15 protein-coding genes are annotated in these 14,916 nt (G+C 42.8%); 4 read left to right on the top strand and 11 right to left on the bottom strand.

Annotation, left to right across the window (positions count from 1 at the left end; genetic code table 11):
* Nucleotides 1–99: 99 nt before the first annotated feature.
* A complete protein-coding gene (locus L2730_RS09425) occupies nt 100–453 on the bottom strand; it encodes a RidA family protein (RefSeq protein ID WP_248974356.1) in 354 nt (117 codons plus the stop codon).
* Nucleotides 454–942: 489 nt separating this feature from the next.
* On the opposite strand from L2730_RS09425, the gene L2730_RS09420 reads away from it, so the two are divergent.
* A complete protein-coding gene (locus L2730_RS09420) occupies nt 943–3,075 on the top strand; it encodes a putative bifunctional diguanylate cyclase/phosphodiesterase (protein WP_248974355.1) in 2,133 nt (710 codons plus the stop codon).
* Here L2730_RS09420 and L2730_RS09415 read toward each other — a convergent pair.
* The 4 genes from L2730_RS09415 to L2730_RS09400 form a co-directional block, all read right to left on the bottom strand.
* Complete coding sequence (locus tag L2730_RS09415) at nt 3,059–3,472, bottom strand: NUDIX domain-containing protein (protein WP_248974354.1); 414 nt, start codon at nt 3,470–3,472, stop codon at nt 3,059–3,061. The two genes, L2730_RS09420 and L2730_RS09415, sit on opposite strands and share 17 nt — an antisense overlap.
* Nucleotides 3,473–3,604: 132 nt before the next feature.
* Nucleotides 3,605–4,546 (bottom strand): SPFH domain-containing protein, encoded by a 942-nt coding sequence (locus tag L2730_RS09410; protein WP_248974353.1) that lies wholly within the window; start codon nt 4,544–4,546, stop codon nt 3,605–3,607.
* Nucleotides 4,546–5,475: an SPFH domain-containing protein gene (locus L2730_RS09405; protein WP_020914665.1), complete on the bottom strand. Its 930-nt coding sequence runs from the start codon at nt 5,473–5,475 to the stop codon at nt 4,546–4,548. Before L2730_RS09405 ends, L2730_RS09410 begins: the two co-directional genes overlap by 1 nt.
* A 350-nt stretch (nt 5,476–5,825) precedes the next feature.
* Nucleotides 5,826–6,305, bottom strand: coding sequence for an NfeD family protein (locus L2730_RS09400; protein WP_248974352.1), 480 nt, complete (start codon nt 6,303–6,305; stop codon nt 5,826–5,828).
* A gap of 424 nt (nt 6,306–6,729) precedes the next feature.
* Here L2730_RS09400 and L2730_RS09395 point away from each other — a divergent pair, with 424 nt between their 5' ends.
* On the top strand, nt 6,730–7,482 hold the full coding sequence (locus L2730_RS09395) for an outer membrane protein OmpK (RefSeq protein ID WP_248974351.1): 753 nt from the start codon (nt 6,730–6,732) through the stop codon (nt 7,480–7,482).
* A gap of 98 nt (nt 7,483–7,580) precedes the next feature.
* Here the strand turns inward: L2730_RS09395 and udp are convergent, their stop codons facing one another.
* Entirely contained in the window at nt 7,581–8,339 is a 759-nt protein-coding gene (udp, locus tag L2730_RS09390) for a uridine phosphorylase (RefSeq protein WP_020914668.1), read from the bottom strand.
* 376 nt (nt 8,340–8,715) lie between these two features.
* On the opposite strand from udp, the gene L2730_RS09385 reads away from it, so the two are divergent.
* Entirely contained in the window at nt 8,716–8,931 is a 216-nt protein-coding gene (locus tag L2730_RS09385) for an HP1242/YdcH family protein (RefSeq protein WP_248974350.1), read from the top strand.
* Between the two features lie 54 nt (nt 8,932–8,985).
* Here L2730_RS09385 and L2730_RS09380 read toward each other — a convergent pair whose 3' ends face one another.
* Entirely contained in the window at nt 8,986–9,444 is a 459-nt protein-coding gene (locus L2730_RS09380; RefSeq protein WP_248974349.1) for a hypothetical protein, read from the bottom strand.
* A 210-nt stretch (nt 9,445–9,654) separates the two neighbouring features.
* Between L2730_RS09380 and L2730_RS09375 the strand changes: the two genes are divergently transcribed.
* A complete protein-coding gene (locus L2730_RS09375; protein WP_248974348.1) occupies nt 9,655–10,491 on the top strand; it encodes a mechanosensitive ion channel family protein in 837 nt (278 codons plus the stop codon).
* A 17-nt stretch (nt 10,492–10,508) separates the two neighbouring features.
* On the opposite strand, the gene L2730_RS09370 is transcribed toward L2730_RS09375, so the two are convergent.
* The 4 genes from L2730_RS09370 to L2730_RS09355 all read right to left on the bottom strand — a co-directional run bounded on the left by L2730_RS09370 (nt 10,509) and on the right by L2730_RS09355 (nt 14,804).
* On the bottom strand, nt 10,509–11,393 hold the full coding sequence (locus L2730_RS09370) for a radical SAM protein (protein ID WP_248974347.1): 885 nt from the start codon (nt 11,391–11,393) through the stop codon (nt 10,509–10,511).
* 199 nt (nt 11,394–11,592) lie between these two features.
* Nucleotides 11,593–12,054: a GNAT family N-acetyltransferase gene (locus tag L2730_RS09365; RefSeq protein ID WP_248974346.1), complete on the bottom strand. Its 462-nt coding sequence runs from the start codon at nt 12,052–12,054 to the stop codon at nt 11,593–11,595.
* Nucleotides 12,055–12,144: 90 nt separating this feature from the next.
* Nucleotides 12,145–13,731 (bottom strand): MDR family MFS transporter, encoded by a 1,587-nt coding sequence (locus L2730_RS09360; RefSeq protein WP_248974345.1) that lies wholly within the window; start codon nt 13,729–13,731, stop codon nt 12,145–12,147.
* A complete protein-coding gene (locus tag L2730_RS09355; protein WP_248974344.1) occupies nt 13,731–14,804 on the bottom strand; it encodes an HlyD family secretion protein in 1,074 nt (357 codons plus the stop codon). The genes L2730_RS09360 and L2730_RS09355 overlap by 1 nt, the downstream gene beginning before the upstream one ends.
* Nucleotides 14,805–14,916 lie beyond the last annotated feature (112 nt).

Here is a 14,916-nt window from a genome sequence, read left to right as displayed (position 1 = left end):
TTGCCTCCAAAAAAATCAGGCTGGCAGTATATCAGAACCTCAATCCTATAGCCGATAAAAACTGGCAGTACTTAACTGTAAAATAGCCGCAATGTTGCCTTACACTTTCTCCGCTGCTACCACTGATATTTCCACTAGCAGTGCTTCGCGAGCCATTTTAGCCGCCACACAAGCTCGTGCTGGCGCATGACCTTCAGGCACCCAAGCATCCCAAACGGCATTCATTTCGGCAAAGTACTGCATATCTTTTACGTAAATAGTCGCCGATAAGATGTGTTCTCTATCGCTACCCGCTTGCGCGAGCAGCGTATCGACTTTTTCCAGCATAGAGCTTGTCTGTTCAGTAATCCCTTGTTCTGCATCCTTACAAACTTGGCCGCACAGATAGATGGTACCGTTATGCTTCACGATACGACTCATTCGACTGCCTGTTTCAATTCTTTCAATACTCATATTCAACTCATACTCATTTATTGGCGATTAGGCTCAGAATCAATTTAGTGGATTCTATCGAAAAAGAGCAAACTAACCAGTGAAAAATACTTATCATTCAGATAGATATTTTATCGCTAAATTGCTTGTTTCCTGTTTAACAAATTAGATCCTATACTTATTCAGGCAAGGCAAGCGATCACGGACTGATTTCTTATATTTTAAAGGATTAAAATGACCTCTACAGCAAATTTCAATCACAGCTCTTACACCTACATATTTAGACACCTAAATAGGTGTTATCCCTTGCTAGACACTACTTTATGCATTTCACGATTTTTGCCTGCCAAAAAGCCCTCTAGTGATGGAGCTTCAGGGCGGTTTGGCGATTTCGTTGATTATCTCAAAGCAAAACTATTTTTAAGAAAGACAGCAATAAAGCTGCAATACCTCTTCTGAATTATCAGCGGAAGCAGTGCTGTTTTTACAACTCAAGGTTAGGAAATGCGTATGCTAACAATGAAACGATACACACTAAAGCCATGGCAGCTAACCCTTTCATTCATCAGCGTGATATCCCTTAGTTTAGTGATCTATCTATATATCGCTAAACCCTCTTTAGATATGACGCTTGTATTTGTCGTCAGCCTGTTTTGCTTAGCCAATGTCGCAGTGTTAAGTGTCAGCTTATTCCAACTGTTGTCAATTACACCACGAGTTCGCCATCTAACAAATTGTGTAAGACGTTGGTCAAATGGCGATCTTAATACTCGTAATAGGATCGGTGATTATGGTGAATTAAGCGATCTGGAGGTTGAACTCAATCATATGTTTAGTCGCCTGCAAGAAATTTCAGCTAAAGAGCAGCATAACCAGCAAACTATCCTTGGCAAGAACCATCTTCTAACTGCTATTTTGGACTCTGCAGCTGCAGCCATTTATGGTGTCGACGAAAATGGACGCTGCATTTTTGCTAATCCCCAGTGTGTGAAACTGCTTGGCTACCGTAGCGAAGAACAGCTCATCGCCTGCAACATGCGCAGTCTAATTCACCAAAATCCTGACGACGTTAACGCTATTGTCAGTTCGATTATCGAGCAAGAAAATAAACGCGATGAAAATCTCAAAGAGGATCATTTCTGGCGAGCTGATGGCAGCAGCTTCCCAGTCGAATATTGGTCACATCCAATGATGCTAAACGATAACAAAATGGGGGCGGTGATCTCCTTTCACGATAATAGTGAACGTTTAGAGTCAGAAGCATTAATTCGCCACCAAGCACATTATGACGCGCTAACAGATCTCCCTAATCGCTTCCTCGCACTAAGACGACTAGAGCAGTTGGTCGATGCCTCTGAGCGCAGTGGTAAAATGCTGGCTGTGATCTTTTTAGACTTAGATGACTTTAAAAAAATTAATGATTCATTAGGCCACGAGGCCGGTGATCAGCTACTGATCACTGCTGCCGACCGTCTAATGAAAGCGACCCGAAAAGAGGATACCGTTGGCCGCCTAGGTGGCGATGAATTTATCATTCTTCTCGACGGACTCTCCAGTGCTAATGATGCGCAACCCCTAGCTGAAAATCTTATTGGCGGCTTTAGAAAGCCCTTCTACATCGATAACCGCCAACTCATTTTAACCGCAAGTATTGGTATCGCGATTTACCCTAACGACGGCAAAACGCCGTCAGAATTGCTGCGAAATGCCGATTCCGCCATGTACCACACTAAGAGTATTGGTCGTAATACCTACTCCTACTTCACCCATGCAATGAATAAAGAAGTTTCTCGCCGCTTAGCGATTGAAGAGCAGATCCACGGCGCGCTTGAACGAGGCGAACTGCAAGTTCATTATCAAATTCAGCTCGATATTCGCGATGGCAGCATTATGGGCGCGGAAGCACTACTTAGGTGGAATAACCCAGTACTGGGCAATGTCTCACCAGCCGAGTTTATCCCTATTGCTGAGCAAACGGGTGTGATTGAACCCATGGGCGAATTTATTCTGCACAGAGCGCTCGAGACGGCTCATACTTGGCAGCAGACCTTTAATGATGACTTTAGAATCGCTATCAACCTGTCACCAAGACAGTTTAGAAACCCTAATCTAGTCCAGCTTATCAATGACAGTGTTTGTCAGTTAGGAATGCAACCTAAGGATTTGGAACTAGAGATAACTGAAGGGGTATTGCTCAGTGGCCATGCTTATACGCTTGATGCTTTAATGGCATTGAGTGAAGCAGGGTTTTGTATCTCGATGGACGATTTTGGTACCGGCTATTCATCGCTCAGTTATCTGCGTACATACCCATTCCAGATCCTTAAAATCGATCGTAGCTTTATCAAAGACATGAACACTGACGACACCAGTAAAGAGCTCATTATTGCTACCATTGAAATGGCTCATGCACTGGGGATCCGAGTCATAGCCGAAGGGGTAGAAACCCAAGAACAGTTTGATGAATTGAGCTTTATGATGTGTGACTACGCCCAAGGCTTTTTGATTAGCAAACCCGTCGTTTTAGACGAGCTACTAAAAATTGGCGAACATTATATTAAGAGCATTCAGGCCAATGAAGAGCCTTGCTTGAAAAATGCTGAACGGGTTGCAGAGGACAAGCCCATTAAAACTTACGGCTAATCACAGCACCGGTAAATTCAATGCAATCAAGTACTCTCGCTTTCTGCACCGCCGAGAGCGAGGATATGGCGACAAACTGGTACTCTGAATGCTCTTCACTCAATGTGATTACCGCTGACTTATCAATTTCACAGCGAAAAATAAATGCTTGAGAGTCATAAGAGCTGTGGTAATAAACTCCCGACAGATATTGAACATTGATGCACAAACCAAGCTCTTCTTGGCATTCCCTAATAAGCGCTTGATGAATAGTCTCTCCTGGCTCTAACGCACCACCGGGCAGGCCCCATGAGCAAGCACCGTAGGTTGCTTTCAATAGTAAAACTTCCATCTCATCCATGCCCTCTCGCAATATCACCGCGTGACAACTCAATCTAAACTTGTCGTTGTATGCCATGCTTACTCCTAGTTAAAGGTTCACAAATGATAGTACGTGAGCGAAAAATAGCGCGAAACAAAAATGCTGGATTCCTATTGAAATCCAGCATTTTAATTTGTCGCGTATCAACTCAATTTAAACGGTGAAAAGCTACTTTTTCGTCTTAGATTCTTCTAGACCTATGCTATTCATCCAATGGTCAAAGTCCATCATATTACCCGGCAAGACCACTTTACTCTTGCTTGAACTCAGTCCATCCATCTGCTTAAGATATTGAGCGCCAAGCTGCATACGCACCACGTTTTTACCACCAGGCGCCGCGATAACTGTCGCCATTCTCTCTATCGATTCAGCGGTTGCGCGAGCAATGGTTAATATCTCTTCGCCCTTACCTTCAGCTTCATTGATGCGGCGCTGCATTTCACCTTCAGAGTGGTTAATGGTTTCAGCTTTCACACCTTCAGAGCGATTAATCTTACTTTGTTTGTCACCTTCACTTTTAGCTAACAATGCACGCTTTTCACGCTCAGCATTGACTTGCATCTCCATGGCATTCTTAACCGTTTCAGGTGGGGTGATGTTCTTAATTTCGTAACGATGAACTCGGATCCCCCACATAGCACCAGCTTGATCAAGTACTTCAACCACCTTGGCACTAATAACATCTCGCTCTTCAAAGGTACGATCAAGATCTAGGGTACCAATCACCGAACGAGTGGTCGTTTGTGCCAATTGAATAGCTGCATAACGATAATCAACCACGCCGTAGCTAGCTTTAACGGGATCAATAACCGAGATATAAATAACCCCATCAACTTCAACATTAACCTCGTCACAAGAGAAACACTCTTGCGGTGGCACATCGATAGTTTCTTCTTTTAGGTCATGGATATACGCAACTTTATCAACAAAGGGTACTAACGCATGGAAACCAGCATCTAAGGTTGAGTGATACTTACCCAAACGCTCTACAATATAAGCCGACTTTGTCGGTACCAAGCGAATCGATTGAAACAACTTAACCACGAAGATGGCAAAGATAAGTCCCCAAATTGCCATCACAATCAGATCAGTATTAATTGCTGCAAACATTAGCGTGCTCCTTTCGCTGAATTAGCTGACACGGCATGAGTAACTTGCTCCATACCTTCAAAAAAACCTTCCAGTTTGGCCAGCTCAGCAGGCACAATTGACACATCGGCCTCATCCAGAATTTTACCAATTTGGCTAATGAACTGCTCTTTCAGTTGCATATTCATCGCCTCATTACCACCATCTTGTGCGAGCGCTGTAGAGACTAACTCCATCCCTTCTGTTTTCGCTTTGGCAATAATGGTGATCTCAGCAGCCATACCTTTTGCTTCATTAATACGGCGCTGCTTTTCACCCTCTGACAGGTTAATTGCTTCCTGACGTTCACCTTGCGAAAGGTTGATCATCGCCGCTTTTTCAGCATTAGCTAGCGTGATTTCAGCACGTTTACTACGCTCAGCTTCCATCTGTTTCTCTAACGTATGGATCACTTTTCGAGACGGAGTAATGTTCTTTATCTCGTAACGCAGCACTTTAATCCCCCAAGGATCAGACGCTTTGTCAATTTCACGAACAATTGATTCATTTAAGCTATCTCGCTCAGAGAACGTTTGGCTTAGGCTTAATTTACCAATCTCAGAGCGCATGGTTGTTTGTGCAAGGTTAACCGCAGCAAGACGGTAATCCTCAATACCATAACTGGCTAACTTACCGTCCATCACCTTAAGGTATACCAAGCCATCAACCTCAAGCTGGGTGTTATCTTTTGAAATACAGCTTTGCGGTGGTACATCTAACACTTGTTCACGGATCTCATGCTTATAAGCGACTCGATCAAAAAACGGGATCAAAAAATGAAACCCTGGCTGTAATACCACACGAAACTTTCCTAAACGCTCAATCACGTTGACTTCGCGCATTGGCACAATAAGTAGTAGCTTATAGAGGATGAAAAAAACAAATAGAACAAATATTGTAAATATAAACATGTATAGATTCCTTCCCAACAGAAAAACAGTGTAATACCAATCGGCATAAGTAGTTGGTCTACTCAGAGTGTTTTTTGGCGAACTAATTCAAGGCGGATCATTGACAGAATGGTTGTTCCCCTCTGCCTTTATCCAACACCGAATTAGGAAGCCAAAAACACTCCTTACAGGCGAGTTTTAGCGGCTCTGATACTGCGTTAATGAGCTTGAACGTAGAATAACTATGTACTTCACTCACTGCAAACCACATGGATGTGGTGAATGTCATTAATGCAGGAGCATTTAATGACCTTGCTTCAAAACCGCTAAACTCTCGCTGAGCAACCAAACTTTTATACCGATTGGTATAACTAGGTATTTGTTAAGTTTTCAGCTTGCTCAGCTAACGGCTCGACAACTAAGGCGATATTATCTCGACAGATGACTCTTACTTGGCTACCGACAGCGATTTCACTGCCATCACCGAGTGCAGGCCACTCACTTCCCTGAAATTCAATACGACCCGTTTTTTGTGCAGGACCGATTGTTTGCTTGACGACGGCAGATTGATTAAAGAGATCTAACTCTTCATCGGTATTATCCACGTGGGCATCACCACCAACAAGCTTTTGCGTTACCTGCCTAAATAGCAGTAAAAGCACCATGGAAGCGATAAACCAAAGGGTTAGGCTTTGAACAATACCTTCAACTAAACCCGTCGCTAATGCTCCAGCTACTACCAAACAAGCTGCACCGAGAAGAATCACAATACCACCTGGTAAAATAATCTCCGCTAACATCAGAAATAGGCCGATTACAGCCCAGATCAAGATAGGATTTGATAACTCCATATTTCCCCCTGAAATGAAGAGTCCAGACAGTCACTATATCAGCTGTTTGTTTTACTTGCGACATATTATGTCATTAGAACTTAAAAGAGCATACAAACAGAGGTTGATGAATCACCTATGACTCAAACATAAACCACTGAATAAATTACACTTAGTAGTAATCCTTAACAAGACACCTTTTTACACCTCAATCAGTGTAATTACAATCTACAGCAATATATTTACAATCTAACGCAAAAAATCGTAACAAACTCTTTGAACAATATTCAGTTTCAGCCTATATTCCACGCCATTAAAACGGTCATCGAACAATCGTTTTAAATTGGTCTGTCCCCTTATAAATGCAATTAAATATAAATCACACCATAGAGTGTATAGATTGCCAAACAATAAGCAGCGCAAGCTGCACACAAAAGGTTTTGAGATGAATAAGAAATGGTTATGCCTAGCGCTACTCGTCAGCCCAACTGCAATGGCTGACAATATGATTAATTGGTGGGATGCGAGCGTCACTGCGCTATATGGTGATAATTACGACTTGGCACCGTCTGACTCGCAAACGACTTTCACCTTTGAAACGGCAGGCGACTGGAAGTATGGTGATTGGTTTGCTTTCCAAGATGTTATTTATTTTAACGGCAATAATGGTGGCAAAGACAGCACTACCTACGGCGAAATATCGACTCGTTTTAGCGCGGGAAAAATATTAGGCAAAGAGATAGCCCTTGGCCCAATTAGCGATCTATCTCTAGCGCTCACCTTCGAAGAAGGTGAAGGCCCAGTAAAAAGCTGGCTCTATGGTTTAGGTATGGATTTGAATGTACCCTACTTCAGCTATTTTCAACTCAATACCTACCGCAGACATGCAACGGGTAGCGATAACATCAGCGATGGCTGGCAGTTAACTCCAGCATTTAGAATGGACTTTCCTGTTGGTAACTCTAATATCGTATTTGATGGCTTCTTTGATTGGGTATTCGCGACTGATGAAGATGCGTATCAAACCAACTTCCACTTCAACCCACAGCTTAAATATGATCTAGGCGCAGTGGTTTTCGGTGAGCATAAGAAAAATAAACTGTTTGTCGGTATCGAATACGATTACTGGAAGAACAAGTATGGTGTCGATGGTATCGATCAGAACACCTACTCAGTGATAGCAAAATATCACTTCTAACCCTGTTTGATGCAGATACAAAAAAGGCGCTATATGCGCCTTTTGTCTTAAGTATCTGAACTCTCTAATAGACCCCTCTTATAGAGAATTCTTTACCTTTATGCCAACAGCTTTTTAGCTGCAGCCACAACGATAGAAACAGCACTCACTTCTGTTTTCTTCATCGTCGCTTCATCTGGGATCTCTTGCTGTGTGCGGTTCACAATCACACCCGCAACACACGCTGCACGCCAACCTTGTGAAGCACACATGGTAAATAGCGTTGAAGATTCCATCTCATAGTTAAGTACGCCAAGATCTTGCCACTCTTGCATCGACCCTTTGAACTGACGTGTAATGCGGCCAGAAACCGTATCGTAACGCTCTTGCCCTGGGTAGAAGGTGTCAGATGACGCAGTGATACCAATATGAGGCTCTAAGCCTGCATCACGGCTCGCTTCAACCATAGCTGTAGTACATTCAAAGTTTGCAACCGCTGGGAACTCCATTGGAGCAAAGTGCAAGCTAGCACCATCTAGACGGACAGAAGCTTGAGTAACAATCACGTCTCCAACATTAACCTGTGGCTGGATAGCACCAGTTGTTCCAACACGTAAGAAGGTACGTACACCTAGCTGAGCCAACTCTTCAACTGCAATAGAGGTTGATGGTCCACCGATACCTGTTGAACACACCACGACAGGTTTACCGTCGATATACGCTAGATAACTGGTATATTCGCGGTGGCTTGCTAGAAATGTCGCGTTCTCCATAAGCTCAGCAATACGTTTAACTCTTTCTGGATCACCTGGCACGATAGCTAAGCTTGCGCCATCGAGCATCTCTTTGGTTAAGCCTAAATGAAATACATCAGACATTGTGAAAACCCCTTTCAATTTTGATTATAAAATTCTTAATAAATCGACTTTAACCTAGTATCGACCGCGATAAGGTTAACCCGATCACACTTTTTCCGCCAAGAGTAAATGAATTGTCGTAATCTAGTTACCAAAACAGTATTGCTAACGATTGTAGAAATATAGCAGTAGTTCGGCAGAGCGCCAGTTGCACTTAAGGTTATTTATCTTAGTGAGAAACATGATTTAAAAGACTTTAAAAACAAAGGCTTGCACCAACTTTCACCTATAGATTAGAATAATACACCAAAACATGATCTAACTCACAAATAGTCCAAATAGAACGCGCTAGTTTAAAGTTGAACCACAAGAAAATATCAGCAAAAGGACAGCCTGTATGTTTCCAGAATATAGAGAATTAATAAGCAAACTTAAAACTTCTGACACTCACTTCCAGAAAAAATTCAACAAACACAACCAGCTTGATGAAGAGATTAGGAATCTGGAACAGCACAGCGCTAGTGACTACACCCCAGAGGTACACGAATTAAAGCTGCAAAAGCTGCATTTGAAGGAGGAGATTTACGATATTTTAAAAGGGCACTCAGCTTAGCTAGATATTGAAACTAAAAAGGCGCTTAACGCGCCTTTTTCATGAGCTTATAAGTTACTTAAGTGCTTCTAACAATGATTCAGTTGATTCAAAATAACTGATTTGAGTGATCTTGTTATCAGTTAATTCAATTAACGTTGCCTGATCCTTTTCAGCAGGTAGAGCCTTGGTTATCTCGCCCTCTCGATCTAATGCCACTCTATAATCAAACTTCTTAAACTGTGGAATAGCTACAAAGCGAGCAATTAATGAAGGCATGCCGCTAATATCTGCTACGTAAGCGAGTGAGTTAGTTTCATAAAGCGCAGGATCTGCTTCTAATGCTTCCTGAATAAGGTTGCCACCGTCCATGCTACGACTAAACAGTACTCGAGTAACTTTCTGATCAATAGCGTAATCCGCTTCGTATTGGTCTTGTAACTTTAGTGTCTCCAGCTGATCGCCAATACCATAAGTATTTGCCCAGACAGAGGTCGTAAACAAACTACATATAACTAGAATAATCGCTTTCATAGTGGATCTCACTGATTAGAATTACCCTTGAGAATAACCTATTCTTGTTGATATCACAGAAGGTTTACAGCAAAGCATGATCATCTTCACGGATCGTTACCTAGCAGAGTAAAACTTGAAAACAAACTACTCTCACGGTAAATACCAAGTTACAAAACAGTTTAATTTCAGTAAGCTACAAAGTAAAAATGTTGTATTAAGGACCAAATAATGAATGAACAAGGTTTAGATCAAGAGATAGCTCAATTACAAAATGCCTATAGCATGATCACTGAGTTTATTGTGCAGTATAGCTTTAGTATTTTAGGTGCTGCGCTAATTTTCTTAATTGGCTTATGGGTTGCAGCTAAAGCATCCAACCTTGTCACTCGTCTTTTTGAAAAACATGAAATTGATATTACCCTCAGCAATTTCACCAGTAACTTTGTCCGTATCCTAATAATCCTGTTAGTTGGTGTCATCGCCCTTGGAAAACTCGGGATTAGCGTTACCCCAATGGTTGCCGCGATTGGTGCCGCATCATTAGGTGCAGGTCTTGCTCTGCAAGGGATGTTGGCAAACTATGCCGCTGGTATCACCATCATAGTGACTCGCCCTTTCATTGTCGGCAACACCATTGAAGTTAAAGGTGTGAGCGGATTAGTTAAGGATATTCACCTAGGAATGACGGTACTTACCAATGAAGAGGGCGAACAAATAAATGTGCCCAATAAACATATAGTCGGTGAGGTATTACATAACTCATTTGCGAATAAACTGGTAGAAACCACGCTCAATATCAGCTATCAAGCCGAACCTGAACAGGTTGTGTCAATCCTCAAACAAGTATTAGCTGACAGCGATCAGGTAAGTGATGGCGAGCATGCACAAGTAGGAATAAACGATTTTAATAGTATAGGTATTGAGATTGGTATTCGCTATTGGGTGGCTACCGAAAGCTATTTCCAAGATAAATACCAGACCAACTCCAGCTTAATCAAAGCACTTAGAGAAGCCAATATAGAGATCCCTTGCCCAGTCAGAGAGATCCATATTCAAGAGCCGTAAATATCACTTTAGCAACACTACAAACCTCGCTGCCACTCCTGTCGCAATTGAATACGTTCGGGCGTATTCATTGCGGCCTCGACTTGGCTTAATAGGCTTGCTTTATCTTTGCCCAACACACCTTTTAATACTAAGTAATTGGAGGCGTGGTCTGAACGAAAGATAGTTTTTTCCAGTTCTAGATGACTCAGTAATATCTGCATCTCTTCAAACAATTGCATCTGATTTGGTAACTGAAAATGGCCATCAAATGCCTCATCCATGCGCTCAGTGCCCAGTGGCAGGGTCACCACCAGCGTTGACAAGAATTCAGGCTGCGCTGCATTCATTAGCTTTGCAGATTGCAGTGCATGTTGTCGTGACAAAGATACCCCGCCTAGACCATTTAGAATCATTACCGATGACTTGATACCTGCCGCTTTAATCTTTTGCAATGCAGCCAATGAAGAAGCAAACGTTTCCCCTTTTTTGATCCGCTTTAATACTTCATCATCACCACTTTCACAGCCAATGTAGAGCAAAGTTAGTCCTAGTTCTCGCAATCGTCGTAACTGCTCAGGCGTCTTGTTGTTGATATTACGAGGCAAACAATAACTGCTGATCCGTGTCACTGAGGGTAAGTATTTTTTGATAAGTAAGCAGATCTCTTCCAATCTGGCGAATGGTAACGTCATGGCATCACCATCAGCCAAGAACACTCTAGATATGTGAGCTTGAGAGCTGGATACTTTGATCAAGTCTTGTTCTACTTTATCAATTTTTTGCGCTCGAAAACGCTTCTGGCTAGCAGTGTACATATCGCAGAAGCTGCACTGGTTCCAACTACAACCATTGGTCACCTGCAGAATGAGTGATTTCCACTCCGAAGGGGGTCTAAATACAGGTTCAATATAATTTAGCACTGCGCGCCTTTATTGATTGATAAGGGGAAATAAAGTTGAACACTTTTACCACAAAAAAACTATCTTTATTCGTCGGTAAAGATCTCCAACCTTAATAGTGACAGACTTAAACGGGATTAGATTTAAAGTAAACTCAACCCCCTCCCTTAGGAAGGTGTCATTAAAGCAAGCTACTTTAGTTTAAAACTAGCGCTTTATGCTATGAACCTTCTCGCGTTAGTAACATGTCGAGATGAGGGATTCCATCTTCAAGATACATCTCTGATACGGGCTCAAAACCGAGCTTTTGATAGAAGCCTTTTAAGTGCTCTTGCCCACCAAGCTGAATATTATGCTCGGGCCACTTCTTGGTTGATATCGAAATCGCTTTTTGCATCAAGATATGAGCAACTCCTCCCCCGCGAACGGCTTCGGAAACAATCACACGGCCAATACTGGCATCTGGATAACTCACACCAGGCGCTAGCACTCGCGCATAAGCTTGAATAACGCCTTGTCCATCGATACCAAGTAAGTGCTGGGTTTGGCTATGGCGATCTTTGTCATCTAACTCTGGATAGGGGCAGTTTTGCTCTACCACAAATACATCTACTCTCAGCTTGAGTAGATCATACAATTCATCGAGTGTAAGCTCCGAAAAAGCTAGCGATTTCCACAACAAAAGTCTTTCTCCATAACAACGAGTCTAGGCTGCAGTCTAGCTGCTTAAAATCAACAAATACAGACAATATTAACTCCGCTAATATATTGCTTAATTTGCAGCGCTAGCAGCAGGTTTGCGGATTGATAATACCGCCACAACTGCCACCATCAGCAGCGCTGACATAATGAAAAACACATCGTTATATGCCTGAATAGATGCCTGCTTGGCCATGGTTTGCCCTAGCAGCGCAGATGCTTGTAAGCTTGCAGTGACAGGGTCAGAGCCGGATGCTTGCAACATATTCGCTGTTGCCACTAAATACTCATTAGCCATTGAGCTCACAGCGGGGATAGTTTCTTTCATGTGCGCTAAATGGCTACGACTTAAGTTATCAGTAAGGGTAGCGACTAAAGCAATGCCGACTGCACCACCAAGGTTACGAATAACATTGAGCACTGTTGATGCAGAAGCATTTTCCTCTTTACGTATATGCGCAGTTGCCAACATACCTATCGGCACCATAATAAATGGCTGACCAATGGCTCGGACGACCATGGAAGCGATCAATTGCGGACCGGCGAAATCAGCAGTCATATGGCAGTTCATGTAATAACTCACACCAAACATAAAAAAGCCAAACCCTGCTAAATAGCGGTTATCAAAACGCTCCATAAGCTTGGGCATAAAAGGTAAAATAAATAGCTGAGGAAACCCCATCCACATCAGTACCTCACCAATCTCTAGCGAGTTATAATCCTGCACTTGCGATAGGTATAATGGCACCATGTAAATAGATGAAAAGAGCGCCAACCCAAGTAAAAAATAGGCAATGGTAGAAAGGGCAAAATCTCGATGCCCTAACAACTTTAAATTCACTAGCGGATTGCTTCTTTTAAGCTGTAAATAGACGAAAATTACAATATTAATCGCTGATATAATCGCAAGATCTCGAATAAAATCTGAGCTAAACCACTCTTTACGGCTGCCCTCTTCTAGCACCACTTCTAAGCAACCCATCCCCAGTGCCATAGTGATAATACTGCTGACATCAACATTTTTAAGTTCCGGCCAGTTTATCGGCTTTTTAACTAAGCCATATGCCAGCATAGACATTACCAGCAACCCTGGTGGCACATTAATATAAAACAGATAATGCCAGCTAAACTGTTCTGTTAACCAGCCGCCTAGCGTAGGACCTATCGAAGGAGCAAAGGTCGCAGTGACCCCAAATAACGCCATACCTACCGCTCTTTTATTGTCCGGCAAATATTCAAGAATCAATCTAAATGCCATCGGAATAAGCGCACCACCAAAGAACCCTTGCATAGCTCTAAAGGCGATCATGGATTCTAGATTCCAAGCGATGGAACAAAGCAGAGAAGCAACAATGAAAATAGCGCTATTCCATAACATATAGCGTCTAATATCTAAGCCTTTACTTAGCCAGCCAGAGAGCGGAATAGCAATCATCTCCGCGACTAAATAAGCCGTCGCAATCCAGGAACCTTCCTCAAGCGTTGCCCCTAAACCACCTTGGATCTCCTTCATCGATGCATTAGTGATCTGAATATCTAAAATGGCCATAAAGGCGCCAATCAGTCCGCCAAAAACCGCTATCCAAGCACGGCGACTACCACGTTCTATCTGCTCATAGGCGGGTGCACTGTCTTGTTGAGATTGCAGCAAAACGGACATTATTGCTTAGCCGAGTTAAGAGCAACGGCTTCAGTTAAGCCACTTTTAGATGTATCCACCTTAACTAATGCACTCAAACCAGGGACGATTCTGACCTGTTGAATGTCCACAGAGGTTGCTGATTCAAGCCTGATTCTAACTGGGATCCTTTGTACTATTTTGGTGAAGTTTCCGGTGGCATTCTCAGCTGGCAACAAGCTAAATTTTGCACCCGATGCTGGAGCTAAACTGTCTATCACCCCAATAAATGATTCATTAGAAAATGCATCTAGTTCAACCGATACTTTTTGTCCTGGCTGCATATGCTCGATTTGGGTTTCTTTAAAATTTGCAGTAATCCAAATGGCATTGTCAGGCACTAAACTATAAATGGCTTGCCCTGGCTGCACGTATTGCCCCAGTAAGGCGCCGCGCTTACCTACAACGCCATTAAATGGTGCAGTAATTTTCGTATCCGCCAATTGGATTTTAGCCAACGCGAGACCTGCTTTAGCTTGCTCAACGCTAGAGTCTGCCTCAATAAGCTGTGATTTAAAAACGGCCAGCTCGCGTTGCTTAGCCACCAAAACCGCTTTAGCTTCATCCAGATGAGCCAGTGCTGACTGAAAGCCTGCCTGAGCTTCGTCAACAGTATCTTGTGAGCTGTAGTTTTTAACTTTTAGCTGTGTGGCTCGATTAAGCTGCTGCGATGAACGTAACCTTTCAGCCTCTGCGGCCGCAACACCTGCACTCGCTTGGGTGATGAGCGCTTGCTGCAAATCAACTTGCGCTGCTAATGTCTTCAGATCGGCGTTGGCGCTAGCCAGCATAGCCTGATTTTGTGCTACTTTTGCCTTGTATTGATTATCTTCGAGTTGCGCCAATAACTGGCCTTTCTCGACATGTTGATTATCAGTCACAAAGGTCGCAGTGACATACCCTGGCACCTTCACACTGACATTAGAAATATCCGCTTCAACGTAAGCATTATCGGTCGACTCAAAGTTACGCACTTCAGTCCACCAGTAATAACCACCAGCAGCTATGGCTAGCAGCAATACCGGTACGGCGATAAACATTCTATTAATGGACATAAGTGACTCCCCAATCATCGGCCCGTAAATTAGTAGAAGACATTTTACTACTGTTTCACTATATTTATTAGGTAGCTAAAAAATTACCCACTGTTTCACAGGTGTAACAATG

Origin of the sequence: Shewanella kaireitica (assembly GCF_023284045.1) — a bacterium.
GTDB classification, from domain to species: Bacteria; Pseudomonadota; Gammaproteobacteria; order Enterobacterales; family Shewanellaceae; genus Shewanella; species Shewanella kaireitica.
This window is presented reverse-complemented; position numbering and strand designations above follow the sequence as displayed.